At 59.6% G+C, this 24,660-nt stretch carries 17 protein-coding genes; 10 read left to right on the forward strand and 7 right to left on the reverse strand.

Translation table 11 applies throughout. The features are described 5' to 3' along the window. Positions 1-76 precede the first annotated feature (76 nt). Both ACA063_RS08275 and ACA063_RS08280 read right to left on the reverse strand, forming a co-directional pair. Positions 77-3,547, reverse strand: a complete 3,471-nt coding sequence (locus ACA063_RS08275) for a hybrid sensor histidine kinase/response regulator (RefSeq protein WP_497665453.1) — start codon at positions 3,545-3,547, stop codon at positions 77-79. Between the two features lie 179 nt (positions 3,548-3,726). Further along, positions 3,727-4,266 (reverse strand): TetR/AcrR family transcriptional regulator, encoded by a 540-nt coding sequence (locus tag ACA063_RS08280; RefSeq protein WP_162436096.1) that lies wholly within the window; start codon positions 4,264-4,266, stop codon positions 3,727-3,729. A 91-nt stretch (positions 4,267-4,357) separates the two neighbouring features. Here ACA063_RS08280 and ACA063_RS08285 point away from each other — a divergent pair, with 91 nt between their 5' ends. From ACA063_RS08285 to ACA063_RS08295, 3 genes are all read left to right on the forward strand, one after another. Further along, the gene (locus tag ACA063_RS08285) at positions 4,358-5,548 is read left to right on the forward strand and encodes an MFS transporter (RefSeq protein ID WP_497665454.1); all 1,191 of its coding nucleotides are present in this window, start codon (positions 4,358-4,360) and stop codon (positions 5,546-5,548) included. Positions 5,549-5,623: 75 nt separating this feature from the next. Beyond that, positions 5,624-6,772, forward strand: a complete 1,149-nt coding sequence (locus ACA063_RS08290) for a TDT family transporter (protein ID WP_497665455.1) — start codon at positions 5,624-5,626, stop codon at positions 6,770-6,772. A 96-nt stretch (positions 6,773-6,868) separates the two neighbouring features. After that, a complete protein-coding gene (locus ACA063_RS08295; protein ID WP_497665456.1) occupies positions 6,869-8,743 on the forward strand; it encodes an MFS transporter in 1,875 nt (624 codons plus the stop codon). A 46-nt stretch (positions 8,744-8,789) separates the two neighbouring features. Here the strand turns inward: ACA063_RS08295 and ACA063_RS08300 are convergent, their stop codons facing one another. The 5 genes from ACA063_RS08300 to ACA063_RS08320 form a co-directional block, all read right to left on the reverse strand. After that, on the reverse strand, positions 8,790-9,716 hold the full coding sequence (locus ACA063_RS08300) for a GGDEF domain-containing protein (RefSeq protein WP_497665457.1): 927 nt from the start codon (positions 9,714-9,716) through the stop codon (positions 8,790-8,792). 374 nt (positions 9,717-10,090) lie between these two features. Then, complete coding sequence (locus ACA063_RS08305; protein WP_162436101.1) at positions 10,091-10,831, reverse strand: YciK family oxidoreductase; 741 nt, start codon at positions 10,829-10,831, stop codon at positions 10,091-10,093. 201 nt (positions 10,832-11,032) lie between these two features. After that, a complete protein-coding gene (gene mupP / locus ACA063_RS08310) occupies positions 11,033-11,704 on the reverse strand; it encodes an N-acetylmuramic acid 6-phosphate phosphatase MupP (RefSeq protein WP_497665458.1) in 672 nt (223 codons plus the stop codon). Positions 11,705-11,708: 4 nt separating this feature from the next. After that, a complete protein-coding gene (gene ubiG, locus ACA063_RS08315) occupies positions 11,709-12,407 on the reverse strand; it encodes a bifunctional 2-polyprenyl-6-hydroxyphenol methylase/3-demethylubiquinol 3-O-methyltransferase UbiG (RefSeq protein WP_162436103.1) in 699 nt (232 codons plus the stop codon). Positions 12,408-12,464: 57 nt separating this feature from the next. Further along, entirely contained in the window at positions 12,465-13,799 is a 1,335-nt protein-coding gene (locus ACA063_RS08320; protein ID WP_497665459.1) for a TRZ/ATZ family hydrolase, read from the reverse strand. A 107-nt stretch (positions 13,800-13,906) separates the two neighbouring features. Here ACA063_RS08320 and mtnA point away from each other — a divergent pair, with 107 nt between their 5' ends. From mtnA to cmk, 7 genes are all read left to right on the forward strand, one after another. Further along, the gene (gene mtnA / locus ACA063_RS08325; RefSeq protein WP_497665460.1) at positions 13,907-14,983 is read left to right on the forward strand and encodes an S-methyl-5-thioribose-1-phosphate isomerase; all 1,077 of its coding nucleotides are present in this window, start codon (positions 13,907-13,909) and stop codon (positions 14,981-14,983) included. A gap of 427 nt (positions 14,984-15,410) precedes the next feature. Beyond that, the gene (gene gyrA / locus ACA063_RS08330) at positions 15,411-18,071 is read left to right on the forward strand and encodes a DNA gyrase subunit A (RefSeq protein WP_162436106.1); all 2,661 of its coding nucleotides are present in this window, start codon (positions 15,411-15,413) and stop codon (positions 18,069-18,071) included. A gap of 251 nt (positions 18,072-18,322) precedes the next feature. Continuing rightward, on the forward strand, positions 18,323-19,408 hold the full coding sequence (serC, locus tag ACA063_RS08335) for a 3-phosphoserine/phosphohydroxythreonine transaminase (protein WP_497665461.1): 1,086 nt from the start codon (positions 18,323-18,325) through the stop codon (positions 19,406-19,408). Then, positions 19,408-20,502, forward strand: a complete 1,095-nt coding sequence (gene pheA, locus ACA063_RS08340; RefSeq protein WP_028620536.1) for a prephenate dehydratase — start codon at positions 19,408-19,410, stop codon at positions 20,500-20,502. Before serC ends, pheA begins: the two co-directional genes overlap by 1 nt. 13 nt (positions 20,503-20,515) lie before the next feature. Then, the gene (gene hisC, locus ACA063_RS08345) at positions 20,516-21,628 is read left to right on the forward strand and encodes a histidinol-phosphate transaminase (protein ID WP_497665462.1); all 1,113 of its coding nucleotides are present in this window, start codon (positions 20,516-20,518) and stop codon (positions 21,626-21,628) included. 28 nt (positions 21,629-21,656) lie between these two features. Beyond that, complete coding sequence (locus ACA063_RS08350; protein WP_497666489.1) at positions 21,657-23,864, forward strand: bifunctional prephenate dehydrogenase/3-phosphoshikimate 1-carboxyvinyltransferase; 2,208 nt, start codon at positions 21,657-21,659, stop codon at positions 23,862-23,864. Next, positions 23,861-24,550: a (d)CMP kinase gene (gene cmk / locus ACA063_RS08355; protein ID WP_084322379.1), complete on the forward strand. Its 690-nt coding sequence runs from the start codon at positions 23,861-23,863 to the stop codon at positions 24,548-24,550. Before ACA063_RS08350 ends, cmk begins: the two co-directional genes overlap by 4 nt. Positions 24,551-24,660: the final 110 nt, after the last annotated feature.

Here is a 24,660-nt window from a genome sequence, read left to right on the forward strand (position 1 = left end):
ATCGCAGCCTTCGGCAGCTCCTACAGATGCACGTAGATCCCTGTAGGAGCTGCCGAAGGCTGCGATCTTTTAGGGCTTACAACGGCAGATGTCGACTCAATAACGCCCGCAGCGCCGCCGGCTTCACTGGTTTCGCCAGGTAATCCAGCCCCGCCGCATGCACCTGGGCCACCGTCTCCGGCCGGCCATCAGCGCTGATCACTACGCCCGGCACAGGCTCACCCAGACGGGTTCGCAGCCACGCCATCAGGTCCGTCCCGGTTTCACCATCATCCAGGTGATAATCCACCAGCGCCAACTGCGGACGTACGCCTTCATTGAGCAACGCGGCGCATTCTTCACGATTGCGCGCCGTCCAGACCTGGCAACCCCAACGGGTCAGCAAACTGTTCATGCCGATCAAGATGCTGTCTTCATTATCGATACACAGCACCTGAGCCCCGCTGAGCAATTTACCGTTGAGTTCGGCGACTTTGACGGGCATTGCGGTTTGCGTTCGGGCCAACGGCACGCGGACGCTGAACACACTGCCGCGACCCGGCCAGGAGCGTACCTGCAAGGTATGTCCCAGAACGCGGCATAACCCGTCAGCGATCGCCAGCCCGAGCCCAAGGCCTTTCTCGGCACGCGTCTGGTGACTGTCGAGGCGTTTGAACTCTTCGAAAATCACCTTTTGCTTGTCTTCCGGAATGCCCGGCCCGCGGTCCCACACTTCCAGGCTCAGCTCGCCTTTGTGTCGCCGAACACCTAGCAACACCGGCCCTTTGGCGTAGCGAAAGGCGTTGGTGAGGAAGTTTTGCAGAATTCGCCTCAGCAATTTGCTGTCGCTTTCGACACGCAGCGAACTGCCTCTGATGCGGAAATTCAGACCTTGGTCCCGAGCCAGCGCTTTGAATTCCGCACCGAGAATGTCGAAGAGCTCGTTAAGCACGAACGGTTTTGAATCGGGATTTATCTTGCCGTTTTCCAGGCGGGAAATGTCCAGAAGGTCGCTGATCAGGTCTTCGGCCGAACGTAGCGAGGTGTCGAGGTGTTGCACCAGTTTCTGGGCATCTGCGGACAGGCCGTCGTCCTGGTGGGAAAGGGCGGCTGAAAACAGTCGAGCAGCGTTCAGTGGTTGCATCAAGTCATGGCTGACGGCGGCCAGAAACCGGGTTTTCGACTGGTTCGCGGACTCGGCGGTGCCTTTGGCTTCGGTCAGGGCCACGTTCAATTGCGACAGTTCATGAGTACGTTCGGTGACGCGACGCTCCAGGCCTTCATTGGCTTCAGTCAGCGCCTGCTCGGCCTCGCGAAACGCGGTGATGTCGGTGAAACTCATGACGAAGCCGCCGCCCGGCATCGGGTTGCCGATCAGCTCGATCACCCGCCCATTCGGAAACAGTCTCTCAGACGTGTGGGCGCGGCCCTGGCGCATCCAGTGCAGGCGCCTGGCGACGTGCACTTCGGCCTCCCCTGGGCCGCACAGGCCACGCTCGGCGTTATGGCGAATGATGTCTGCGATGGGGCGACCGACGCTGATCAATCCATCCGGATAGTTGAACAATTCCAGGTAGCGACGGTTCCACGCCACCAACTTGAGCGACTGGTCGACCACGCTGATGCCCTGGGTAATGTTCTCGATCGCGCCTTGCAGCAATGCACGGTTGAATTGCAGGACTTCAGAGGCTTCGTCGGCGATTCGCACGACATCCTCGAGTTGCATTTCACGACCTTCAATGGCCGCCTTCACCACGGCGCGCGTCGATGAAGCGCCCAGTACACCTGCCAGCAGGCGTTCGGTGTGTGCGATCCACTCGCCGTCGGCATTCTGGTTCGGATTGAAGCCTTTGCCTTGGCGATAGGCGAAGCGGATGAAGCTCTGACGAGCGCGTTCCTCACCGACAAAGCGTGCCGCGAGTTGCAGCAAGTCGTCGATCTGTACGGCCAGCATTGAGCGTGCGCTTGGGCGTGCACTGATTTCCTGTCCGATAAAACGACCGGCCTGCCAGTGTTCCGACACCCGCGTGCGTGACAGCACCGAGACCCAGGCGAACAGCGTGAAGTTGGCCGCCAGCGATAACACCACGCCCTGGGTCAGCGGAGTCAGTGGCAGATTCAGCGGGTTGCTGTGCAGCCATGCCAGTCCCGGGAAGGTGTTGAGCGACCAACCCAGGCTGTGGGCGGCAATGGGCAGGATCAGGGTGTAGAACCAAATAAATGTCCCGGCGGCGAGGCCGGCGAACACACCTCGGCGGTTGGCCTGTTTCCAGTACAGCGCGCCGAGCATGGCCGGGGCCAGTTGGGTCACCGCAGCGAAGGCGATCTGGCCAATGGTCGCCAGGCTCGCGGTGGAGCCCAGCAAGCGATAGCTGACATACGCCAGGAGCAGAATCACCACGATGCTGACGCGACGTACCGACAGCATCCACTGACGGAACACTTCGAATGGACGCTCGGCATTGTTGCGGCGCAATAGCCATGGCAACAGCATGTCGTTGGAGACCATGGTCGACAGCGCCACGCTGGCGACGATCACCATGCCGGTCGCGGCCGAGGCGCCACCAATAAACGCCAGGAGTGCCAGGGCAGGGTGGGACTGGGCCAGCGGCAGGCTGATAACGAACGAGTCTGGCAGCACCGAGCTGGGCAGCAACATCTGACCTGCCAGTGCGATGGGTACGACAAACAGAGCCGCGAGTGCCAGGTAGGCGGGAAACACCCACTTTGCCAGGCGTAAGTCCTGAGGCTCGATGTTCTCGACCACGGTCACGTGGAATTGCCGGGGCAGGCAGATAATCGCCATCATCGCGACACCGGTCTGGACAACCATGGACGGCCAGTTGATCGTTTCCTTCCAGTATTGCTCCAGCCGCGGGGCAAGCATGGCCTGATTGAACAGGTCGTCGAATCCGTCGTAGAGGCCATAGGTCACGAATGCACCGACGGCAAGAAAAGCGAAGAGCTTGACCAGCGACTCGAACGCGATCGCCAGAACCATGCCCCGGTGGTGTTCCGTGGCATCGAGGTTGCGGGTACCGAACACGATGGTGAACAGCGCAAGCACCAGCGACACGATCAGCGCCGTGTCCTGGGCGCGTACACCCATCGCGTCAGCACCAGCGCCGATCAGCAAATTCACGCCGAGCACGATGCCTTTGAGTTGCAAAGCGATATAGGGCAAGACCCCGACCAGGCAGATCAGCGCAACGACCACGGCCAGCGACTGGGATTTGCCGTAGCGCGCAGCGATAAAGTCGGCGATGGAGGTGATGTTCTCCTGTTTGCTGATCATCACCATTTTCTGCAGGACCCAAGGGGCGCAGACCAGCAACAGGATCGGCCCGAGGTAGATTGGCAGGAACGACCAGAGTTGTTCGGCGGCCTGGCCTACGGCCCCGAAAAAAGTCCAGCTGGTGCAATAGACCGCCAGCGACAGGCTGTACACCCAGGCACGCACGCGCGGTGGCAACGGCGCGGCGCGGCGGTCACCGTAGAAGGCGATAGCGAACATGATGGCCATGTAGGCCAGGGCGACGGCGGCGATCAGCCCGCTGGACAGCGACATGAGAACTCCAGACAAAAGACACCCGGGACTCCAGCCCGGTCAGACAGTCTCGCACGATGTCGGGGGTTCGTCAGTGTCGACCAAGGTCGAGGCGTGGCGGGGTGTCGCAGGGTAGAAAGGCCGGTAGTTTTTCTGGTGTTTTTGCGGGCCTTATCGCGAGCTCGCTTGCGATGACGTCGTCACTGATCCAGCGCGATCTCGAGCAACGTGTGCAATTCCTCAACCTCAAGCGCCTTCTCTGAAAATAGAATGCGAAAAACGGTTGGCGCCGCCACCAGATTGATCAGCCGGTCAACGCTCGGCTTCGGCACATCGGGGTAGCGATCCAGAATCGTCTGCAACTGCGCGCCAATGATCGTCACACAGTAACCGGGTGTAAGGCTGGATTGAACATCGCGCAGCATGTTGCGACCGGGTTCGGAACTCATCTCGTCCAGATATTGCTCGGCCCATGCCCGTACATCACCGCGCAAGCTGCCGGTGTTGGCGGGCTCGCCATCCGGCTGCATACGCGCCAGGGCAACGTCGGCCAGCAACACGGACAAATCGCCCCAACGCCGATAAATGGTCGACGGCGTAACCCCTGCACGGGCAGCGATCTGCGGCACGGTCACGGTTGAGCGCTCCTGTTCTTCCAGAAGTTCGCGGACCGCCGAGTGAATCGACTCTTGCACCCGGGCGCTGCGGCCGCCGGGGCGTAAACCTTCTTTAATAGCCATGCATCGGACCTTAACACAAAGAATTTGCTTTAAGGGCTGGTCAGTAGCACACTCCGCAAAAGCAAAATATTAGCTTTTACGGAGACAGTCCATGCCCAGCTCAGCCTCACAAAAGACCAGCCTGTGGTTTCTGGCGTTTACCTTACTCAGTTTTCTGGCAGCTTCCACCGCGCCGACGCCCCTCTATCACTTGTACCAGGAACATCTCCAGTTCTCGGCCGCAACCCTGACAGTGATTTTTGGTGTCTACGCCATCAGCTTGCTGGTGGCGCTGCTGACCGTCGGTTCGCTGTCGGACTTCCTCGGACGAAAACCGGTCATTTTCGCAGCGGTTTTACTGAACATGCTCGCGATGTTGCTTTTTATCAATGCCGACAGTGTCCCGTGGCTGATCGCCGCCAGGGTGCTGCAGGGATTTGCCACCGGGATGGCGACAGCGGTGCTGAGTGCGGCGCTGCTGGACACTGATCGTCAGCAAGGCCCGTTGGTCAATAGCGTTGCGCCACTGCTGGGGATGGCAATGGGCGCGATGGGGTGCGGCTTGCTGGCCGAATTCGCGCCACTACCGTTGCAGCTCACCTATTGGGTACTGCTAGTGCTGTTCGTAATGCAGGCCCTGTACGTGTGGCGGCTGCCGGAAAGCGTCAGTCGGCAACCGGGTGCCTTGGCTTCGCTGCGCCCGACCTTGCACGTTCCGACTCAGGCCCGGCGTGCGCTATGGCGAGTGTTGCCCATCGACATCGCCGTGTGGGCACTGGGTGGTTTTTACGCCTCGCTGGCACCGTCGCTGGTGCGCACCGCCACCGGATCGACTTCGAACCTGATCGGTGGTGCAACGGTCGCCGCATTGACGGTCACGGGCGCCCTGATGATCTACACGTTGCGTAACCGTCCTGCCGACAAGGTTCTGCAGTTGGGCGCCAGCCTGTTGCCGGTGGGCGTCGCGTTGATTTTGATCGCCGTACACAGTGCGAGCCTGTCGCTGTTTTTCGTGGGGACGCTGGTGGCGGGCTGTGGCTTCGGCGCGGGTTTTCTAGGTGCATTACGCAGTGTTGTGCCGCTGGCACTGCCCCATGAACGAGCGGGGTTGATGTCGGCGTTTTATGTGCTCAGTTATCTGGCGTTCTGCTTGCCATCGTTGTTGGCGGGCAATCTGACGCGGACCTTCGGTCTGGTGGCAACCACTGATGGGTATGGCGCTGTGCTGATTATTCTGTCAGTGGGCGCACTGCTCACGTTGATGCGCCAGCGCTCGTATATCTGCAAAACAGATAACAGTTAGAGATATTACCCGTTATATAGATATTCGATTCGGTTCTACCATGGCTTCCACCTCACCAGAGGACAGGAGACCGCCATGACATGCACTCACGCCAAAACCGGCATCAAACCTTTCAGCCACCTCCAACACCCGCGCGAAGTGATTCGCCAATTCACTCCGAACTGGTTCGCCGCCACCATGGGTACAGGCGTTCTGGCTTTGGCGTTGGCGCAGGTGCCTGTCGCCATCCCCGGCTTGCACGCCCTCGCCGAAGCGCTGTGGCTGTTCAATATTTTCCTGTTCGTGCTATTCACCGTCCTCTATGCGGCGCGCTGGACGTTGTTCTTCGATGAGGCACGGCGGATCTTCGGGCACTCAACGGTATCGATGTTCTTCGGCACCATTCCCATGGGGCTGGCAACGATCATTAACGGTTTTCTGGTGTTCGGCCTGCCGCGGTGGGGCGATGGCGTGATTCATATCGCCGAAGTGTTGTGGTGGTTGGATGTGGCGATGTCCCTGGCGTGCGGGGTGTTGATCCCTTACATGATGTTTACGCGCCAGGAACACAGCATTGACCAGATGACGGCGGTCTGGCTGTTACCGGTGGTCGCTGCGGAAGTTGCAGCGGCCAGCGGGGGCTTGCTCGCACCGCATCTTGTCGACGCCCATTCGCAGCTGGTGATGCTGGTGACCAGCTACGTCCTTTGGGCGTTTTCCCTGCCGGTAGCCTTCAGCATTCTGACGATCCTGTTGCTGCGCATGGCGCTGCATAAATTGCCCCACGAAAACATGGCCGCTTCGAGCTGGCTCGCGCTGGGTCCCATCGGTACTGGGGCGCTCGGGATGTTGCTGCTGGGCGCCGATGCACCGGCGATCTTCGCGTCCAACGGTTTACCGGGTGTCGGTGAAATCGCTGCCGGACTGGGGCTGGTGGCGGGCATTACGCTATGGGGATTCGGCCTGTGGTGGATGCTGATAGCCGTGTTGATCACCGTCCGTTACCTGCGGGCCGGTATTCCTTTCAATCTGGGCTGGTGGGGCTTTACCTTCCCGCTGGGCGTGTATTCGCTGGCGACGTTGAAACTGGCCAGCACTTTGAATCTGGCGTTCTTCGAGGTCTTCGGATGCGTGCTGGTGGGATTGCTGACGCTCATGTGGCTGATCGTCAGCAAACGTACGGTGCGGGGAGCCTGGCGAGGCGAGCTGTTTGTCTCACCCTGTATTGCAGGATTGAAGAAATAACCGGCGAAGATTAGGTAATGTGTGGCCTGGATCGAGCTTCGGCATTCCAATGTCTGTATCCACGCCACTCTTTACTGCAAAAGGGACACACGGAAGATGAGCCACCCCTCACAGTTCACCTTGCTTCGCACCCGCCGTTTCCTGCCTTTTTTCGTGACCCAGTCGCTTGGGGCGTTCAACGACAACATCTTCAAGCAGTCACTGATCCTCGCCATTCTTTACAAATTGACCATCGACGGTGATCGTTCGATTTGGGTCAATCTCTGTGCATTACTGTTCATCCTGCCGTTCTTCCTGTTCTCGGCGTTGGCGGGTCAGTTTGGCGAGAAGTTCGCCAAGGACGCATTGATCCGTCTGATCAAGCTTGGGGAAATCGCCATCATGGCGGTCGGTGCGGTCGGCTTCATGTTCGATCATCTGTCGTTGATGCTGGTGGCGCTGTTCGCCATGGGCACTCACTCGGCGCTGTTCGGGCCGGTGAAGTATTCGATACTGCCCCAGGCCTTGCGTGAGGAAGAGCTGGTCGGCGGCAATGGACTGGTCGAGATGGGAACGTTCCTGGCGATCCTCGCCGGAACCATCGGCGCCGGCATCATGCTGTCATCCACTCATTACGCTCCCATCGTTTCTACCGCGATTATTGGCATCGCCGTACTCGGCTATCTTGCCAGCCGCAGCATTCCTCGCGCGGCGGCCTCATCGCCGAACATGCGCCTGAACTGGAACATTTTCAGTGAGTCCTGGGCCACCTTGAAGCTTGGCCTCGGACAGACGCCAGCGGTGTCGCGCTCCATTGTCGGCAACTCGTGGTTCTGGTTCGTCGGGGCGATTTATCTGACGCAGATCCCGGCGTATGCCAAGGAATGGATGCACGGCGACGAAACCGTGGTGACCCTTATTCTGACGGTGTTCTCGGTGGGTATCGCGCTCGGCTCGATGCTCTGCGAGAAGCTCTCGGGCCGAAAGGTCGAGATCGGCCTGGTGCCGTTCGGATCGTTCGGCCTGACGGTTTTCGGACTACTGCTGTGGTGGCATTCCGGTGGAATCCCGGACAGCGTCGCGGGCCACGGCTGGCTCGAAGTGCTGGGGTTCGGGCACACCTGGCTGGTGCTGTTCGACATTCTCGGTCTGGGTGTATTCGGCGGTTTCTACATCGTGCCGCTTTACGCGCTCATCCAGTCCCGTACTGCCGAGAACGAGCGGGCGCGCGTGATAGCCGCCAACAACATTCTTAACGCGCTGTTCATGGTGGTCTCGGCGATTGTATCCATCGTGCTGCTGAGCATGGTCAAGCTGTCGATCCCCCAGCTGTTCTTGGTGGTGTCACTGCTGAACATCGGCGTGAATGCCTACATTTTCAGCATTGTTCCCGAATTCACCATGCGTTTCATGATCTGGCTGCTGAGCCATTCCATGTACCGTGTCGAGCATCGAAATTTGCAGCTGATTCCCGATGAGGGGGCGGCGTTGCTGGTCTGTAATCATGTGTCGTTCGTCGATGCGTTGCTCATTGGTGGTGCGGTGCGTCGGCCGATTCGCTTTGTGATGTATTACAAGATCTACAACCTGCCGGTGTTGAACTTTATCTTCCGCACGGCCGGCACGATTCCGATCGCGGGGCGCCAGGAAGACATCCAGATCTACGAAAAGGCTTTCAAGCGGATTGCTCAATATCTGAAGGATGGCGAGTTGGTGTGTATCTTTCCGGAGGGCAAGCTGACTACGGATGGCGAGATCAACGAGTTCAAGGGCGGGTTGACGCGGATTCTCGAAGAGACACCGGTGCCAGTGATCCCGTTGGCGTTGCAGGGGTTGTGGGGGAGTTTTTTCAGTCGCGATCCGGACAAAGGTGTGTTTCGTCGGTTGTGGTCGCGGGTGACGCTGGTCGCCGGACCGGCAGTGCCGGTTGAAGCTGCGGAGCCAGCCAAATTGCAAGGTCTGGTGGGGGCATTACGCGGCGCTGTGCGCTGATTCATTCTTTCGCGGGCCGCCCTGAACGCGTGCCCGCTGGGGGGATTTAGCCCGCCATCGCCAACCGGTTGCGTCCCTCGCGCTTGGCCACGTACAGCGCACTGTCGGCGCGGCGCAACAGGCTTTCGGCCGACTCTCCAGGCAACAAGGTTGAACAACCAAGGCTGACCGTCAGTTCGACCGACTTGCCGTCGGCCGAATACTCTTTGGCCTGCGTCGCAAAACGCAGCCGTTCGCCCACCAGGGCCGCGGCTTCACGGCCAGTGTTGGACAGCAGGATCAAAAACTCTTCACCGCCGAAACGGAACACCATGTCTACGTTGCGCAGTTGGCTTTTGATCGCGGCGGCGACGGCTTTGAGGACATCATCACCGGCACTGTGACCATGGTTGTCATTGACGCGTTTGAAGTGATCGATGTCCAGCATCAACAGCGATAAAGGCTGCAGGTGACGGCGCGACATGTCGATTTCCCGTTGCAACGTCTGGTCCATGGCAATGCGGTTACCGGTATCAGTCAGCGGATCGCGTAATGCACTTTGGGTGGCGGCCCGGTAGAGCAGGGTGTTGCGCATCGGAAACAGCAGTGCAGACAACAGGGACTCGAGATGACCCTGTTCCTGATCGCTGAAACGCTGATTGCGGCGAAAAACCAACTCTCCCAGATGCTCACCTTCATGGCTGAGGCTGTAACTGATCGAATGATGACCGCGCTGGCCGAATTCCAGGCGCAGATCAGTGGCCTTGTGTTCGTAGCTCAAGGCGTCGAGCGGTACCAATCGTTGAATTTCGCGGAAAAAGAGACCGAGTATGCGTTGCGGCTCAAGGCTGGTCTGAAGTTGCAGGCAGAGCTGTTGACGCAACTGCGCAAGGCTGACCGGTCTTTCCAGAATCGGGGGCTGCTGTCCAAAGCCCAGGCGTTGCAATTTCGCGCTATCGAAGTCAATCGCGTTGGTCTGGGATGGTGATTTCATATGGCATGCGCCCCTAAGCAGCAAGACAGTCTTACAAGCTGGGTGAGAGCGGCGTTGGGCAGCGCATCATACTGGTCCATCAGTCCCGTAGGACGTTTGAATCAAGTCTAGTCCGCTTTGGCGACGATTATTAACCTATCGACTTACGCATCGCCCGATGTGCCTTCACTCGGCGTGTCTGAGCAAAATTAGAGCGAAAGTCGTGCCATTCAGTTCAGTCGATTTAAAAGCTTTTGAAATCAATAGGCTGAGTATTTGATCGGGCGGTTTTGGCAAATTAGGTGACGGTTGTTTGACGAAGAACTCGTGCATTTGCGACGGCTGTTACGCACCGCGACGGGAAGTCGCCGCGATGCGTAGGGCGACGCACGGTGTTACTGGGCGTTGAATGCCTGACCGTTGACGCCGGTGCTGTCCGGCCCCATCAGGTAGAGGTAGACCGGCATGATCTCCTCGGGTGTCGGGTTGTTCAGCGGGTTTTCACCAGGGTAAGCCTGGGCACGCATGCTGGTGCGAGTTGCGCCGGGATTAATGCTGTTGGAACGCATCGGGGCGACTGTATCGACCTCGTCAGCGAGCGTTTGCATCAGGCCTTCGGTGGCGAACTTGGAGACGCCATAGGCCCCCCAATACGCCCGGCCTTTACGTCCTACGCTGCTGGACGTGAACACAACCGACGCATCCGCAGACAGCTTGAGCAATGGCAAGAGGGTACTGGTGAGCATGAACATGGCGTTGACGTTGACGTGCATGACGCGCATGAAATTTTCGCCGGACAACTGTTCGATCGGCGTGCGCGGACCAATGATCGACGCGTTGTGCAGCAAGCCATCGAGGTGACCGAATTCGGTTTCGATCATCGCTGCCAGCTCATCGTATTGATGGGGCAGGGCGGTTTCGAGGTTGAACGGGATCACGGCCGGTTGTGCATGGCCGGCGGCTTCGATTTCATCGTAGACCTGGGTCAGGTTGGCTTCTGTCTTGCCCAGCAGCAACACGGTGGCGCCGTGAGCGGCGTAGGTCTTGGCGGCAGCAGCGCCGATGCCACGGCCAGCGCCGGTGACCAGAATGACCCGGCCTTTGAGCAGGTCGGGACGGGCGGAATAATCAAACATAAAAAAACCTCAACAAAATCGTGCATCGAACTAGTGGCGAGGGGATTCATCCCCGTTCGGCTGCGAAGCAGTCGTAAATCGTTGCATGCCGCGTATCTGACCGACAGCAATGACGGGCTTGGGGTCGCTTCGCAACCCAGCGGGGCGGTGCGACGTTTCGCTGAATCCCCTCGCCACAGAAGCATCCTTCAGCCAGTCAGGTCAGCACCCACACAAGGCGCTATCCAGCACCTTGCGCAACTCCAGGGGATGATCAACCACCACATCTGCGCCCCAGTGCCGCGGGTTGTCGTCTGGGTGGATGTAGCCATAGGTCACTGCAGCCGTTTTGGTGCCGGCATCGCGACCGGACTCGATATCGCGCAGGTCGTCACCCACAAACAACACGCTCGCCGGATCCAGGTCGAGCATCTTGCAGGCCAGAATCAGCGGTTCCGGATCCGGCTTGCTGTTCTTCACGTGGTCAGGGCAGATCAACAACGCCGAACGCTCGGCCAACCCCAGTTGCTGCATGATCGGCTCGGCGAACCGCAGGGGCTTGTTGGTGACCACTCCCCAGATCAAATTGGCTTTTTCGATATCGGCCAGCAGTTCACCCATGCCGTCGAACAATTTGCTGTGAACGGCACACCCTTTGACGTAGCGATCCAGGAACTCCAGACGAAGCTCCTCGAAGCCAGGCGATTCCGGGTCCATGGAAAAGGTCACTGCGACCATCGCCTTGGCGCCACCGGAAATCTCGTCCCGAATGTGCTTGTCGTTCATCGGCGGCATGCCGCGGTCGGCACGCATCGCCTGACAGATGGCGATAAAGTCCGGCGCGGTGTCGAGCAGCGTGCCGTCCATGTCAAAAAGGACTGCTCTGATACGCATCGGCTTACTCCTCGCGCAGGGTCTGGATCATGTAGTTGACGTCCACATCGGAGGCCAGTTTGTAGTGCTTGGTCAGCGGGTTGTAAGTCAGCCCGATGATGTCCTTGACGGTCAGGCCGGCCATGCGGCTCCAGGCACCGAGCTCCGAAGGGCGGATGAATTTCTTGAAATCATGGGTGCCACGCGGCAACAGCTTCATGATGTATTCAGCGCCGACAATGGCGAACAGGTAGGCTTTCGGGTTGCGATTGATCGTGGAGAAGAATACCTGGCCGCCCGGCTTGACCATCTTGTAGCAAGCGCGGATCACGGAGGACGGGTCCGGCACGTGTTCGAGCATTTCCAGGCAAGTGACTACGTCGAATTGCTCGGGCATTTCTTCCGCCAAGGCTTCGGCGGTGATCTGCCGGTATTCGACCGTCACGCCCGACTCCAGTTGATGCAGCTGCGCCACCGCCAGCGGTGCTTCGCCCATGTCGATGCCCATGACGGTCGCGCCGCGTTGGGCCATGGCCTCGCTCAGAATGCCGCCGCCGCAACCGACGTCGAGGACTTTCTTGCCGGCCAGTTGGACCCTTTCGTCAATCCAGTTGACTCGCAGCGGGTTGATGTCGTGCAGCGGTTTGAACTCGCTCTCGCGGTCCCACCAGCGATGGGCCAGGGCTTCGAATTTGGCGATTTCGGCGTAGTCGACGTTGCTCATGGTTCAGTCCTCTAAAACTTGAAAAATCCTGTTGCCCCGGCAGGTGCCCCGGGGTGCTTACGATTCGGTATGGCCGCTGATCCGCTGGCCCCAGGCCTTGGCGGTAGCGCACAACTGTTCTTCATCCAGACGGGTCAATCGACGGTCGTCGAGCAGTTGCTTGCCGGCCACCCACAGGTGTTTTACGCAATCGCGGCCGGTGGCATATATAAGCTGTGAAACCGGGTCATAGATGGGTTGCTGGGCCAGGCCGGACAGGTCAAAGGCGACAATGTCCGCGGCCTTGCCGACTTCCAGCGATCCTACCTCGGCCTCGATCCCCATTGACCGGGCGCCGTTCAGCGTGGCCATGCGCAATGCGCGGTGCGCGTCGAGTGCGGTGGCAGAGCCCGCGACGGCTTTGGCCAGCAACGCGGCGGTGCGGGTTTCGCCCAGCAAATCCAGATCATTGTTACTGGCGGCGCCATCGGTGCCGATGGCCACATTGACGCCGGCCTGCCACAGACGCTCGACCGGACAAAAGCCGCTGGCCAGTTTCAGGTTCGACTCCGGGCAGTGAATAACGTTGGTGTTGCTTTCTACCAGCAATGCCAGGTCGTCGTCGCTGATCTGAGTCATGTGCACCGCCTGGAAGCGCGGTCCCAGCAAGCCCAGGCGGCCGAGACGAGCGAGAGGACGTTCACCGGTCTGGTCGACCGCCTGTTGCACTTCGAATGCAGTCTCGTGGACGTGCATGTGAATCGAAGCGTCCAGTTCTTCAGCGATCACCCGGATCTTCTCCAGGTTTTCGTCGCACACGGTGTAGGGCGCATGCGGGCCGAAAGTAATCCTGATGCGTTCGTGGTGCTTGAGGTCGCCGAACAATTCCACGCCCTGACGAATGGCTTCGTCCGCCGTGCTTGCGCCTGGAATGGGAAAGTCGAGGATCGGAATCGCGATTTGTGCGCGAATGCCACTGTTGTGCACGCGCTCGCTGGCGACCTTCGGGAAGAAGTACATGTCAGAGAAACAGGTAATGCCGCCTTTGATCTGCTCGGCAATCGCCAGATCGGTACCGTCACGTACGAACGCTTCGTCGACCCACTTGGCTTCAGCCGGCCAGATGTGGTTTTCCAGCCAGGTCATCAGTGGCAGATCGTCAGCCAGGCCGCGGAACAGTGTCATTGCCGCATGGCCGTGCGCATTGATCAGGCCGGGGCAGACCAGCATGTCCGGCAGTTCGCGCACTTCGGTCGCATCAAGCTTGAGTGCGGTGGCGCGTGGGCCGATAAAAACGATGCGCCCGTCGCGGATGCCGATGGCATGCTCCTTGAGGACAACGCCTGCGGGTTCGACAGGTACCAACCAGGTCGGCAGCAGCAACAGGTCGAGCGCAGCGGGAGTGTTCGGCATCGAAGATCGGTTCCAGTGCTTTTGTAAAGGATGGCGAAGTATACCCGAGCGTCTTCGCCGGGGGCTCGCTATAATCGGCGGCTTTGTTACTGAGTACGGGGTGTGGGATGCGCGATCGACTGTTGGCTGCGGAGAAGGTAAAGGCCATCGATTGGCGTGATGGCGCCCTGTACCTGCTGGATCAGCGCGTTTTACCGTTCGAGGAAACCTGGATCGCCTGCACCAGCGCCGCCGGCGTGGCCGAGGCCATTCGCTCGATGGTGGTGAGGGGTGCTCCGGCCATTGGCATCAGCGTCGCCTACGGCGTGGTGCTGGCAGCCCGCGCCCGGTTTGCCGAAGGAGGCGACTGGCAGGCGGCGCTGGAAGCTGATTTTGCACTGCTGGCGGACTCCCGGCCAACGGCGGTCAATCTGTTCTGGGCGCTGGGCCGCATGCGCGACCGCCTGGAACGCTTGAAGAATCACGCCGATCCACTGGCAGTGCTGGAAGCCGAGGCAATCGCCATTCATGAAAGCGATCGGGAAGCCAACCTGACCATGGCGCAGCTGGGTGTGGACCTGATCCGCAAGCATCAGGGAAACGCTCAGGCGATTCTGACTCACTGCAACACCGGCGCGCTGGCCACCGGCGGCTTCGGCACCGCATTGGGGGTGATTCGCGGAGCGTTCATCGAAGGTATGGTCGAGCGCGTTTACGCCGATGAAACCCGCCCATGGCTTCAAGGCTCGCGCTTGACCGCGTGGGAGTTGGCCAACGAAGGCATTCCCGTCACGGTCAATGCCGACTCTGCTGCAGCCCACATCATGAAAACCAAGGGCATTACCTGGGTGATCGTGGGCGCCGACCGGATCACCGCCAATGGCGACGTGGCCAACAAGATCGGTACCTATCAGCTGGCAGTGAACGCCATGCACCACGGCGTGCGCTTCATGGTCGTGGCCCCGAGTTCAACCATCGACATGAACCTGGCCAGTGGCGACGACATTCCCATTGAAGAGCGCGACGGTCGCGAATTGCTGGAAGTGGGTGGCAAGCGCGTCGGCGCGGACGTGGATGCGTTCAATCCGGTATTCGACGTGACCCCTGCGGACCTGATTGATGTCATCGTCACCGAAAAAGGCATTGTCGAGCGGCCAGACACCGCGAAAATGGCACAGTTGATGTGCCGCAAGCGTCTGCATTGATTTTCGTAGCGTCTGAAAGGACGTCATCGCCAGCAGGCTGGCTCCCACAGGGTTTGTGATCGACTTAGATCTAATGTGGGAGCCAGCCTGCTGGCGATTGGGGGCTGAAAGTCAATAAACAACCTTAATTCGGTCGCCAATTCGGCATTCGCAGTAGCTCTAAGCCTCTCTGATCCCCTTCAAGCCTGTCACCGGTCAACTAACTATGCTCCATGCGCATCAGAGGGATAGGTGCGTGGCGGCTCTTGTGATAACATCCGGCGTTTTCCGAGGCAGTCCCGCGGGGTTGTCTTTACTGCGCAAATCCATGGCACAACTCGTTGATTTGTCGTAAGTCGGTGTATGGCACTCCAGCCTGCAGCGGCGAGCTTCGTTCGTCCCATATGGATGTGACGAGGTTTCACCAGAAAAAGGAATCAGGCTTCTCATGGGCGAACTGGCCAAAGAAATCCTCCCGGTCAATATCGAAGACGAGCTGAAGCAGTCCTACCTCGACTACGCAATGAGCGTAATTGTCGGGCGGGCACTGCCGGATGCGCGCGATGGCTTGAAGCCCGTGCACCGGCGTGTGCTGTTCGCGATGAGCGAGCTGGGCAACGACTTCAACAAGCCGTACAAGAAATCTGCCCGTGTTGTCGGTGACGTGATCGGTAAGTATCACCCGCACGGTGATACCGCGGTGTACGACACCATCGTTCGTATGGCGCAGCCGTTCTCGCTGCGTTACCTGCTGGTGGACGGGCAGGGCAACTTCGGTTCGGTGGACGGCGACAACGCCGCGGCCATGCGATACACCGAAGTGCGCATGACCAAGCTGGCGCACGAGCTGCTGGCTGACCTGCACAAAGAAACCGTGGACTGGGTGCCGAACTACGACGGCACCGAAATGATCCCGGCGGTCATGCCGACCCGTATTCCCAACCTGTTGGTCAACGGCTCCAGCGGCATCGCCGTGGGCATGGCCACCAACATCCCGCCGCACAACCTCGGTGAAGTCATCGACGGTTGCCTGGCACTCATCGACAACCCCGAGTTGACCATCGATGAGCTGATGCAATACATCCCCGGTCCGGACTTCCCGACCGCTGCGATCATCAACGGTCGTGCCGGCATCATCGAAGCCTACCGTACCGGTCGCGGCCGCATTTACATGCGCGCCCGCTCGACGATCGAAGACATCGACAAGGTCGGTGGCCGTCAGCAGATCGTCATCACCGAACTCCCTTACCAGCTGAACAAGGCCCGTCTGATCGAGAAGATCGCCGAGCTGGTCAAAGAGAAGAAGCTGGAAGGCATCACTGAATTGCGCGACGAGTCCGACAAGGACGGTATGCGCGTCGTGATCGAGCTGCGTCGTGGCGAAGTGCCTGAGGTGATCCTCAACAACCTCTACGCCCAGACCCAGCTGCAAGCGGTGTTCGGCATCAACATCGTTGCGCTGATCGACGGCCGTCCGCGGATCCTGAACCTCAAGGACCTGCTGGAAGCCTTCGTTCGCCACCGTCGTGAAGTAGTTACCCGTCGTACCGTGTTCGAACTGCGTAAGGCGCGCGAACGGGGTCACATCCTTGAAGGTCAAGCGGTAGCTCTGTCGAACATTGATCCGGTCATCGCCCTGATCAAGGCTTCGCCGACGCCGTCGGAAGCCAAGGAAGCGCTGATCAAGACCGCGTGGGAATCTTCCGCTGTGGTCGCGATGGTCGAGCGCGCCGGTGCGGACTCTTGCCGTCCAGAGACCCTGGACCCGCAATACGGTCTGCGCGAAGGCAAGTACTTCCTGTCGCCAGAACAGGCGCAAGCCATTCTCGAGCTGCGTCTGCACCGCCTGACCGGTCTGGAACACGAGAAGCTGCTGGCCGAGTATCAAGAGATCCTCAACCAGATCGGCGAGCTGATCCGCATCCTCAACAGCGCCACGCGCCTGATGGAAGTGATCCGCGAAGAGCTGGAAGTGATCCGCGCCGAATACGGCGATGTGCGTCGCACCGAAATTCTTGATGCCCGTCTCGACCTGACTCTGGGTGACATGATCCCGGAAGAAGAGCGCGTCGTGACCATCTCCCACGGTGGCTATGCCAAGACCCAGCCATTGGCTGCGTACCAGGCCCAGCGTCGTGGCGGTAAAGGAAAATCGGCTACTGGCGTCAAGGATGAGGACTACATCGCTCACCTGCTGGTCGCCAACAGTCATACCACGCTCTTGCTGTTCTCCAGCAAAGGCAAGGTGTACTGGCTGAAAACCTACGAAATCCCGGAAGCCTCCCGCGCGGCCCGTGGTCGTCCGCTGGTCAACCTGCTGCCGCTGGACAGTGATGAATACATCACCACCATGCTGCCGGTCGAGGAGTACACCGAAGGTCACTTCATCTTCATGGCCACCGCCAAAGGCACCGTGAAGAAGACCCCGCTGGAATCCTTCAGCCGTCAACGCAGCGTCGGTCTGATCGCGCTGGAGCTGGACGAAGGTGACGTACTGATTTCTGCCGCCATTACCGATGGCGAGCGCGAAGTCATGCTGTTCTCCGACGGCGGTAAAGTGACTCGCTTCAAGGAAACCGACGTCCGCGCCATGGGCCGTACTGCTCGCGGTGTTCGCGGCATGCGTCTGCCAGAAGGCCAGAAGTTGATTTCCATGCTGATCCCCGAAGAAGGCAGCGAAATCCTCACCGCTTCGGCGCGTGGTTACGGCAAGCGCACGGCGATCAGTGAGTTCCCTGAGTACAAGCGTGGCGGTCAGGGCGTTATCGCCATGGTCAGCAACGACCGTAACGGCCGTCTGGTCGGTGCGGTCCAGGTGCTCGATGGCGAGGAAATCATGCTGATTTCCGACCAGGGCACGCTGGTTCGTACCCGTGTCGACGAAGTGTCGAGCCTGGGTCGTAATACTCAGGGCGTGACCCTGATCAAGCTGGCCAGCGATGAAACACTGGTTGGTCTGGAGCGGGTTCAGGAACCGTCGGAAGTCGAAGGCGAAGAGCTGGAAGACGGTGAAGAGGGTGCAGTGTTCGACGGTGATGTCGTGATCGACGACAACGTTGCCGAAGACCAGCAACTCGACGCCGCAGCCGACGAAGAACCGCAGGAATAAGCGGACAAGCAGGGGGCGGATGAGAATTCGCCCCCTTGTTGTTTGTCCGAACGGAAAATTTCGATATCAGTGGAGATCCCTTGTGGGAGCGAGCCTGCTCGCGATGCAGGCGCTGCGGTACCTCTGAAATACCGCGGTGATGCATTCGCGAGCAGGCTCGCTCCCACAGGTTTTCTGCTTCGGCAGGAACTCTGTGTCGATTGATGTTGTGATTTATTGCGTGATACCACCAAATCAGAGCGAGATTGGATGTGAGCAAGAGAGCCTATAACTTCTGTGCCGGTCCTGCGGCGCTTCCCGAAGCTGTCCTGAAGCGCGCTCAGGGTGAACTCCTTGATTGGCACGGCAAAGGCCTGTCGGTCATGGAAATGAGCCATCGTAGTGATGAGTTCGTGTCCATTGCCACCAAGGCCGAGCAGGATCTGCGTGATCTGCTGAATATCCCCTCGAACTATAAAGTGCTGTTTCTGCAGGGCGGCGCCAGCCAGCAATTTGCTCAGATCCCTCTGAACCTGTTGCCGGAAAACGGCACGGCCGACTATATCGATACCGGTATCTGGTCGCAGAAAGCCATCGAAGAGGCTTCGCGCTACGGTCACGTCAATGTTGCCGGTACCGCCAAGCCCTACGACTATTTTGCAATTCCCGGTCAGAACGAATGGAAGCTGTCGAAAGACGCGGCCTACGTTCACTACGCACCGAACGAAACCATCGGTGGCCTGGAGTTTCAGTGGATTCCGCAAACCGGTGATGTTCCGCTGGTCGCCGACATGTCCTCGGACATCCTTTCGCGCCCGGTGGATGTGTCGCGCTTCGGCATGATTTACGCCGGCGCACAGAAAAACATCGGCCCTAGCGGCATCGTGGTGAACATCGTTCGCGAAGACCTGTTGGGTCGCGCCCGTTCCCTGTGCCCGACCATGCTCGATTACAAGGTCGCGGCCGATAACGGCTCGATGTACAACACTCCGCCAACGCTGGCCTGGTACTTGTCTGGTCTGGTATTCGAGTGGCTGAAAGAGCAGGGTGGTGTTGAAGCCATCGGCAAGCTCAATGAAGTGAAGCAGCGCACGCTGTACGAATTCATCGACGCCAGCGGCCTGTACAGCAACCCGATCAACACGTCGGACCGCTCGTGGATGAACGTGCCGTTCCGCCTGGCGGACGACCGTCTGGACAAGCCGTTCCTGGCCGGTGCCGAAGAGCGTGGCCTGCTGAACCTCAAGGGTCACCGTTCCGTAGGGGGCATGCGCGCCTCCATCTATAACGCCGTGGACATCGTTGCGGTCAACGCACTGATTTCGTACATGGCAGAGTTCGAGAAGGAACACGGCTAATGTCTGAGCAAGAACTCAAGGCACTGCGCGTTCGCATTGACGCTCTGGACACCAAGGTCCTGGAGCTGATCAGTGAGCGCGCGCGCTGCGCCCAGGAAGTTGCGCGAGTAAAGATGGCCTCGCTGGCCGAAGGCGAAGTGCCGGTGTTCTATCGTCCCGAGCGTGAAGCTCAGGTGCTCAAGCGAGTGATGGAGCGCAACCAGGGGCCGCTGGGCAATGAAGAGATGGCGAGGCTGTTCCGCGAAATCATGTCTTCGTGCCTGGCGCTCGAGCAGCCGCTGAAAGTGGCTTACCTCGGCCCCGAAGGTACCTTCACTCAAGCGGCGGCCATGAAGCATTTTGGCCACGCAGTGATCAGCAAGCCAATGGCGGCAATCGACGAAGTCTTCCGTGAAGTCGCGGCGGGTGCGGTGAATTTCGGCGTGGTTCCGGTGGAAAATTCCACCGAAGGCGCGGTTAACCACACCCTCGACAGCTTCCTTGAGCATGACATGGTCATTTGTGGCGAAGTCGAGTTGCGGATTCACCATCACCTTCTGGTGGGCGAAAACACCAAGACCGACAGCATCAGCCGCATCTATTCCCATGCCCAGTCCCTGGCCCAGTGCCGCAAGTGGCTGGACGCCCATTATCCGAATGTCGAGCGTGTGGCGGTGTCCAGCAACGCCGAAGCGGCGAAACGGGTCAAGGGTGAGTGGAACTCGGCGGCAATTGCCGGCGACATGGCGGCCGGTCTTTACGGGCTGACCCGTCTGGCCGAGAAAATCGAGGATCGCCCGGACAACTCCACGCGTTTCCTGATGATCGGCAGCCAGGAAGTGCCGCCGACCGGCGACGACAAGACTTCGATCATTGTTTCCATGAGCAACAAGCCCGGCGCGCTCCACGAGTTGCTGGTGCCTTTCCACGACAATGGCATCGACTTGACGCGAATCGAGACGCGCCCTTCGCGCAGCGGTAAATGGACCTACGTGTTCTTTATCGACTTCGTCGGCCACCACCGCGATCCATTGATCAAAGGTGTATTGGAAAAGATCAGTCAGGAAGCAGTAGCACTTAAAGTGCTCGGTTCCTACCCGAAAGCAGTTCTCTAAGGGCGACAGCAAAATGAGTGGTGACTTCCTCGCTCTGGCACAGCCGGGCGTGCAACAACTTTCGCCTTACGTTCCGGGCAAACCCGTGGACGAGCTGGCGCGTGAGCTGGACATCGATCCGGCCAGCATCGTCAAACTGGCGAGTAACGAAAATCCGTTGGGTGCCAGCCCCAAAGCTTTGGCTGCGATTCGCGAAGAGCTGGCCGAGCTGACCCGTTATCCAGACGGCAACGGTTTCGCGCTTAAAACCCTGCTGGCCGACCAGTGCCGCGTCGAACTGAATCAAGTGACGTTGGGCAACGGTTCCAACGACATTCTGGAGCTGGTCGCGCGCGCCTATCTGGCGCCCGGTTTGAACGCAGTGTTCAGTGAGCACGCATTTGCGGTGTATCCAATCGTGACCCAGGCTGTGGGTGCTGATGCGCGTGTGATTCCTGCTAAAGACTGGGGGCATGACCTTTCGGCCATGCTGGCGGCAATCGACGCCAATACACGCGTGATCTTTATCGCCAACCCGAACAATCCAACCGGGACCTGGTTCGGTGCCGAAGCGCTGGACGAGTTCCTGCAGGATGTACCGGAGCACGTCCTGGTGGTGCTGGACGAGGCGTACATCGAATACGCCGAAGGCAGTGACCTGCCGGACGGTCTGGACTACCTGGCGGCTTATCCGAACCTGCTGGTTTCGCGCACATTCTCCAAGGCCTACGGTCTGGCGGCGCTGCGCGTGGGTTATGGCTTGTCTACCGCCGTGGTGGCAGACGTGTTGAACCGTGTCCGTCAACCGTTCAACGTCAACAGCCTGGCTCTGGCTGCAGCCTGTGCCGCGCTGCAAGATACCGATTACCTGGCTGAAAGCCGTCGTCTGAATGACGCGGGCATGCAGCAACTGGAGGCGGGATTTCGCGAACTGGGGTTGAGCTGGATTGAGTCCAAAGGCAACTTCATTTGCGTCGATCTGGGGCGTGTTGCTGCTCCGGTGTTCCAGGGCTTGCTGCGCGAGGGCGTGATCGTGCGTCCGGTGGCGAACTACGGAATGCCCAACCACCTGCGCATCACCATCGGCCTGCCGGCGGAAAACAGCCGCTTCCTCGAGGCGTTGACCAAGGTTCTGGCTCGTGGTTGATGTCACTGCACTGCAATCTGCTGAACCTATGATCGGTCGCCTGGTGGTGGTCGGTCTGGGATTGATCGGCGGTTCGTTTGCCAAGGGTTTGCGTGAAAGCGGCGTTTGTCGGGAAGTGGTCGGTGTCGATCTCGATCCGCAATCGCGCAAGCTGGCGGTTGAGTTGGGTGTGGTGGATCGCTGTGAAGAAGATCTGGCTGTTGCATGTCAGGGTGCGGACGTCATTCAGTTGGCCGTGCCGATCCTTGCCATGGAAAAAATGCTCGGCCGTCTGGCGGGCATGGATCTGGGGCAAGCGATTCTCACCGACGTCGGCAGTGCCAAGGGCAACGTCGTGCGCGCGGCAACCGAAGCGTTTGGCGGCATGCCGGCGCGCTTTGTGCCGGGCCATCCGATTGCCGGTTCCGAGCAGAGCGGGGTGGAGGCCTCCAATGCCGAATTGTTCCGTCGCCACAAAGTGATTCTGACGCCGCTGGATCAAACCGATCCGGCAGCCCTGGCAGTGGTCGACCGGTTGTGGCGCGCACTGGGTGCCGATGTCGAGCACATGCAGGTCGAGCGCCATGATGAAGTGCTGGCAGCGACCAGCCATTTGCCGCACTTGCTGGCGTTCGGTTTGGTCGATTCGTTGGCCAAGCGCAATGAAAATCTTGAGATCTTCCGTTACGCTGCCGGCGGTTTCCGCGATTTCACAAGAATCGCCGGAAGCGATCCGGTCATGTGGCACGACATCTTCCTCGCCAACCGCGAGGCTGTCCTGCGCACACTCGATACATTTCGCAGCGACCTCGACGCCTTGCGCGACGCGGTCGATGCAGGGGATGGGCACCAATTGTTGGGCGTCTTCACTCGCGCCCGGGTTGCTCGCGAACATTTCAGTAAAATCCTGGCCCGCCGGGCTTATGTGGACGCTATGAACTCCAACGACCTGATTTTCCTGGGACAACCTGGTGGCCGCCTGACTGGGCGGATTCGTGTACCGGGTGATAAATCGATTTCCCACCGCTCGATCATGCTGGGTTCCCTGGCCGAAGGCGTCACTGAAGTCGAAGGCTTCCTTGAGGGCGAAGACGCACTGGCGACCTTGCAAGCGTTCCGCGACATGGGCGTCGTGATCGAAGGTCCGCACCACGGTCGCGTGACCATCCACGGCGTCGGCCTGCATGGCCTGAAGCCTGCGCCGGGCCCGATCTATCTGGGCAACTCCGGCACTTCGATGCGTCTGCTGTCCGGTCTTCTGGCCGCGCAGAGCTTCGACAGCACCCTGACCGGTGATGCCTCGCTATCCAAGCGCCCGATGAACCGCGTGGCCAACCCGCTGCGGGAAATGGGTGCCGTTATCGAGACTGCTGCTGAAGGTCGTCCACCGATGGTTATTCGTGGTGGCAACAAGCTTAAAGGCCTGACTTACACCATGCCGATGGCCAGCGCCCAGGTGAAATCCTGTCTGCTGCTGGCGGGTCTGTATGCCGAGGGCAAGACTACCGTTACCGAGCCTGCGCCAACCCGCGACCATACCGAACGCATGCTGCGCGGCTTCGGATATCCGGTGACCGTCGACGGCGCTACGGCGTCGGTCGAGTCTGGCCATAAGCTCACCGCGACCCACATTGAAGTACCGGGCGACATCTCGTCGTCGGCGTTCTTCCTGGTGGCGGCTTCGATTGCTGAAGGTTCCGAGCTGGTGCTCGAGCACGTCGGCATCAACCCGACGCGCACCGGCGTGATCGATATCCTGCGTCTGATGGGCGCTGATATCACTCTGGAAAACCAGCGTGAAGTCGGTGGCGAGCCCGTCGCTGACCTGCGCGTTCGTGCAGCTAAACTGAAAGGTATCGAGATTCCGGAAGAGCTGGTTCCGCTGGCGATCGACGAATTCCCGGTATTGTTCATCGCGGCTGCGTGTGCTGAAGGTCGAACCATCCTGCGTGGGGCCGAAGAGCTGCGCGTCAAGGAATCGGACCGTATCCAGGTCATGGCGGATGGCTTGCTGGCGCTTGGCGTCAAATGCGAACCCACTCCGGACGGCATCATTATTGATGGTGGCCTGATCGGCGGCGGCGAAGTGCACGGTCACGGCGATCACAGGATTGCCATGGCATTCAGTGTTGCCTCGCTGCGCGCTACCGCGCCGATCCGCATCCATGATTGTGCGAACGTCGCGACGTCGTTCCCCAACTTCCTAGCGCTTTGCGCGCAGGTCGGCATCCGCGTTGCTCTAGAGGCTCAGTCGTGAACATCAAGCCACCGGTCATCACCATCGACGGCCCAAGCGGGTCGGGCAAGGGCACTATCGCCGGTATTCTGGCCAAGCGTCTTGGCTGGTGTCTGCTGGATTCCGGTGCGTTGTACCGTCTGCTGGCATTCGCTGCGCGCAATCATGGCGTTGACTTGACCAACGAAGAGTCGCTGAAGCTGTTGGCGGCTCATCTGGACGTGCAGTTCGTCGGCGCGACGGAAGGTCATCCGCAGCGAATCATCCTCGAAGGTGATGACGTCACTGATGATTTGCGCAATGAGCAGGTTGGCGCGTGGGCCTCGCAAGTGGCCGCGTTGCCGGCCGTGCGCGACGCTTTGCTGCAGCGCCAGCGGGCGTTTCAGGAGGCTCCGGGCCTGGTGGCCGATGGGCGCGACATGGGCACCGTGGTTTTTCCGGATGCGCCGCTGAAGATATTCCTCACTGCCAGTGCCGAGGAGCGTGCGCGCCGTCGATACTTGCAGTTGAAGGGCAAAGTCGATGGTGTTAGTCTGTCGAGTCTGCTAGATGAGATACGTGTCCGCGATGAGCGTGACACCCAGCGAGCGGTAGCCCCGCTCAAGCCGGCGGCTGACGCCATCCAGCTGGATTCCACGGAATTATCCATCGATCAGGTGCTGGAACGCATCATGAGCGAAATCGCAATCCGCGATATCGCCGGGTGACCAAGAAGCGCAGCAGGGGACCAGTCAAAGTCCTGCGGTGCTTCTTTAAATGAACGTAACCCACGTCGTCTGGGATGTGGAGATGGGCGTATTCTTCGCCCTTATACTCA

It is taken from the genome of Pseudomonas sp. LBUM1643 (genome assembly GCF_059716215.1).

What these genes read in the sequence shown, in the direction of transcription:
- ACA063_RS08275 (WP_497665453.1), bottom strand. Translation starts at nt 3,547, where the DNA reads ATGTCGCTGTCCAGCGGGCTGATCGCCGCCGTCGCCCTGGCCTACATG.
- ACA063_RS08280 (WP_162436096.1), bottom strand. Translation starts at nt 4,266, where the DNA reads ATGGCTATTAAAGAAGGTTTACGCCCCGGCGGCCGCAGCGCCCGGGTG.
- ACA063_RS08285 (WP_497665454.1), top strand. Translation starts at nt 4,358, where the DNA reads ATGCCCAGCTCAGCCTCACAAAAGACCAGCCTGTGGTTTCTGGCGTTT.
- ACA063_RS08290 (WP_497665455.1), top strand. Translation starts at nt 5,624, where the DNA reads ATGACATGCACTCACGCCAAAACCGGCATCAAACCTTTCAGCCACCTC.
- ACA063_RS08295 (WP_497665456.1), top strand. Translation starts at nt 6,869, where the DNA reads ATGAGCCACCCCTCACAGTTCACCTTGCTTCGCACCCGCCGTTTCCTG.
- ACA063_RS08300 (WP_497665457.1), bottom strand. Translation starts at nt 9,716, where the DNA reads ATGAAATCACCATCCCAGACCAACGCGATTGACTTCGATAGCGCGAAA.
- ACA063_RS08305 (WP_162436101.1), bottom strand. Translation starts at nt 10,831, where the DNA reads ATGTTTGATTATTCCGCCCGTCCCGACCTGCTCAAAGGCCGGGTCATT.
- mupP (WP_497665458.1), bottom strand. Translation starts at nt 11,704, where the DNA reads ATGCGTATCAGAGCAGTCCTTTTTGACATGGACGGCACGCTGCTCGAC.
- ubiG (WP_162436103.1), bottom strand. Translation starts at nt 12,407, where the DNA reads ATGAGCAACGTCGACTACGCCGAAATCGCCAAATTCGAAGCCCTGGCC.
- ACA063_RS08320 (WP_497665459.1), bottom strand. Translation starts at nt 13,799, where the DNA reads ATGCCGAACACTCCCGCTGCGCTCGACCTGTTGCTGCTGCCGACCTGG.
- mtnA (WP_497665460.1), top strand. Translation starts at nt 13,907, where the DNA reads ATGCGCGATCGACTGTTGGCTGCGGAGAAGGTAAAGGCCATCGATTGG.
- gyrA (WP_162436106.1), top strand. Translation starts at nt 15,411, where the DNA reads ATGGGCGAACTGGCCAAAGAAATCCTCCCGGTCAATATCGAAGACGAG.
- pheA (WP_028620536.1), top strand. Translation starts at nt 19,408, where the DNA reads ATGTCTGAGCAAGAACTCAAGGCACTGCGCGTTCGCATTGACGCTCTG.
- hisC (WP_497665462.1), top strand. Translation starts at nt 20,516, where the DNA reads ATGAGTGGTGACTTCCTCGCTCTGGCACAGCCGGGCGTGCAACAACTT.
- ACA063_RS08350 (WP_497666489.1), top strand. Translation starts at nt 21,657, where the DNA reads ATGATCGGTCGCCTGGTGGTGGTCGGTCTGGGATTGATCGGCGGTTCG.